The following is a 3,061-nucleotide window of genomic DNA, read 5'->3' as shown; positions in this document are numbered from 1 at the left end:
TCATTTTTAAATTTATCTCTATATTACAATTTCGACTCAAGGTAAGATCATGTTAAATAAACAATTAGAACACTTTCGCAATTTGGTTTCACTGGCTATGGCCGATGGAAAACTCGCTGATGCTGAGCGTGTTTACCTCTCAAAAGTAGCTTTTAGTAAAGGGATTCCTTTAGATAGAATGAATGTTATGCTCGAAAGAGCACACGAATATGCTTACCTCATTCCGCAAAATTCTGAGGAAAAAGAAAAGCAGTTAAGTGAAATGATTGAGTTTGCACTGGTAGATGGTGATTTTGCCAAAGCAGAAAGAGAGTTGATCATGACAGTTGGAGACCGCCTGGGTTTTAGCACAGCTGATATTGAAAAAATAATAGGTAAGCACCTGGTTTCTTAGCATAAACATCACGGGAGTTTTTTGTTAGTATTAGTACAATCAAAGTATTACACTAACCAAAAGCTATGAGCAATCTCGAAATCAAACATGATGTTGATAAGCACTTATTTTTTGTAAAAGTAAAAGGAGGCAATGCTGAGTTGAAATACGAAAGGCACAGCGACCAATACTTAGATTTTCTTGGCACATATGTACCTTCTGAGTCACGTGATTTGGGGGTAGGAGAGTCGTTGGTAGAGCATGCCCTCAATTTTGCCAAAGAACGCGGATTAAAAGTAAAGCCTACTTGCTCCTTTGTTGATTCATACATAAAAGAAAACAAGCAGTTTGCCGAACTTAAAGTATGATAAGCTATAATTAGACATTCATAATAGTTTTCTTTGCCTGATAAATCAATAAATATGACTATTTCAGGCCAAATCATAGATATACACAATCATCGAATTTTTAGTGGAGAAGTAATCGTCAAAGACGGGCGAATCAAAGAAATCAGGGAGATTGAAACGGCTCCTGATCAATATATTTTGCCTGGTTTTATAGATGCTCACGTACACGTGGAAAGTTCTATGCTCGTCCCATCAGAGTTTGCTCGCCTGGCTGTAGTGCATGGCACAGTGGGTACTATCTCAGACCCTCACGAAATTGGTAATGTGCTCGGCATCGAAGGTGTGGAGTATATGATCGATAATGGAAATAAAGTGCCGTTTAAATTTTATTTCGGGGCACCTAGCTGTGTGCCGGCCACTCCTTTTGAAACTGCCGGAGCTGAAATCAATGCTGAAGATGTCAAGTACTTATTAGAGAAAAAAGAGGTGGTTTATCTGGCAGAAATGATGAACTGGCCGGGCGTACTGAATCGGGATGAGGAAGTTTATGAGAAAATTGCTATAGCTAAAAAGCTAAATAAACCGGTTGATGGTCATGCGCCAGGCCTCAAAGGTGATGATGCTAAAAGATACATTGAAGCTGGTATATCAACCGACCATGAATGTTTTACAGCCGAAGAAGCCTTAGATAAGCTCAAAAATGGCATGAAAATATTAATCAGGGAGGGAAGTGCTGCTAAAAATTTTGAGGCATTGATTGATTTAATGAATGATCATTCGTCTCAAATGATGTTTTGCTCAGATGACAAACACCCCGATAACCTGGAGGAAGGCCACATCAATCAATTAGTAAAACGAGCTTTAGAAAAAGGGATAGATTTATTTAAAGCGCTCCGGGCGGCTTGTGTAAACCCGGTAGAACACTATAATATGAATGTTGGACTCCTAAGAGTTGGTGATCCTGCCGATTTTATTGTTGTCGATGATATTCAAGCTTTCAAGGTAAACCAGACCTATATAGATGGTGAATTGGTAGCGAAAGAAGGAAAGACACTTATAAATGCTGTTGAAAACTCAATAATTAACAATTTCAAGGCATCCAAAACAAAGGCCGTTGATTTTAAAGTAGCGGCCAAGCCTGGCCAAATTAGAGTTATAGAAGCTGAAGATGGCCAATTGATCACCAAAGAATTGCTTGCTTCTCCCTTAGAAGAAAAGGATGAAATAAAATCTGACGTTGACAATGACATTTTGAAAATGGCGGTAATCAACCGGTATGAGAACAAACCTCCGGCCATGGCATTTATCAAAAATGTTGGCCTCAAACAAGGAGCGATAGCGTCATCAGTAGGTCATGATTCTCACAATATAATTGTTGTTGGTGTAGATGATGAAAGTATGGCCAAAGCAGCAAACCTTATTATTAAGGCAAAAGGCGGAGTTTCTGCGGTTACAGATGGTGAGCAAGATATTGTACCTCTGCCTGTTGCAGGAATTATGTCACCAAATGATGGATATGAAGTGGCTAAAGCCTATAAGTCTATTGATAAAATGGCTAAAGATATGGGCAGTACTTTAGAGTCTCCTTTTATGACCTTATCATTTATGGCTTTACTGGTTATACCTGAACTAAAACTAAGTGATAAAGGACTGTTTGACGGGCAGAAATTTGAATTTGTAGATATTTTCAGTGAAGCATCCTAACGATCATTACTACCTTATCACGTTTCAATACCTGGGTTTTAGATACCATGGCTGGCAACGGCAACCTCACGTTAAAACCGTGCAGGGCATGGTGGAAAAAACAGTAAATTATGTTTTAAAAGATAAGCCTTTCAAGGTTTTAGGAGCTGGTCGTACCGATGCTATGGTTTCAGTAAATAACTCTGCCTTTCAGCTGATCTTAAGAGAAGAGGTATCTATAGACAAGTTTTTCAAAGCGTTAAACGAAAATCTGCCACCAGATATAAAAGCCTTGGAAATCAGTAAATTGTCTGATTCCGATTCATTTAATATTATTCAGGATGTAGCGGAGAAGGAATATTTGTATTACTTCACTTATGGTGAAAAAATGCATCCATTTTGCGCGCCTTTTATGACTTACGTGCGAGAGGAGCTTGATATTGAAAAAATGTCTGAAGCAGCCACTCACTTTGAGGGTAAACATGACTTTCAGCGTTTTTGTGAGTCCAGCGACAGTCAAGATGATTTTGTGCGCAGCATAACAACTTGTGTTTTAGCGGAAAATACAGAGTTAAAGGCAAATTTTTTTCCTAAGAAAAGTTACGTACTTCGGGTAGTAGGCAAAGGTTTTTTACGCTACCAGATTAGGTATATGATG

4 protein-coding genes are annotated in these 3,061 nt (G+C 38.6%); all 4 read left to right on the top strand.

The features are described from left to right. Window positions 1-49: 49 nt before the first annotated feature. Window positions 50-394 carry a hypothetical protein gene (locus E1176_RS03250; protein WP_155209144.1) on the top strand — a complete coding sequence of 115 codons (345 nt, stop codon included), beginning with the start codon at window positions 50-52 and terminating at the stop codon, window positions 392-394. 65 nt (window positions 395-459) lie between these two features. Continuing rightward, window positions 460-741 (top strand): GNAT family N-acetyltransferase, encoded by a 282-nt coding sequence (locus tag E1176_RS03245; protein ID WP_155209143.1) that lies wholly within the window; start codon window positions 460-462, stop codon window positions 739-741. Window positions 742-795: 54 nt separating this feature from the next. Further along, window positions 796-2,424, top strand: coding sequence for an adenine deaminase (gene ade / locus E1176_RS03240; protein ID WP_155209142.1), 1,629 nt, complete (start codon window positions 796-798; stop codon window positions 2,422-2,424). Beyond that, on the top strand, window positions 2,411-3,061 hold a 651-nt coding region (locus tag E1176_RS21330; protein ID WP_155209141.1), incomplete at its 3' end, for a tRNA pseudouridine synthase A. The genes ade and E1176_RS21330, both read left to right, overlap by 14 nt.

This window comes from Fulvivirga aurantia (genome assembly GCF_009711475.1).
Taxonomy (GTDB): Bacteria; Bacteroidota; Bacteroidia; order Cytophagales; family Cyclobacteriaceae; genus Fulvivirga; species Fulvivirga aurantia.
The sequence above is the reverse complement of the archived record's forward strand: the minus strand, read 5'-3'. Positions and strand labels throughout refer to the sequence as shown.

Excerpts from the sequence above, each read along its gene's own strand:
- ade (WP_155209142.1), top strand. The coding sequence starts at position 796 with ATGACTATTTCAGGCCAAATCATAGATATACACAATCATCGAATTTTT.
- E1176_RS03245 (WP_155209143.1), top strand. The coding sequence starts at position 460 with ATGAGCAATCTCGAAATCAAACATGATGTTGATAAGCACTTATTTTTT.
- E1176_RS03250 (WP_155209144.1), top strand. The coding sequence starts at position 50 with ATGTTAAATAAACAATTAGAACACTTTCGCAATTTGGTTTCACTGGCT.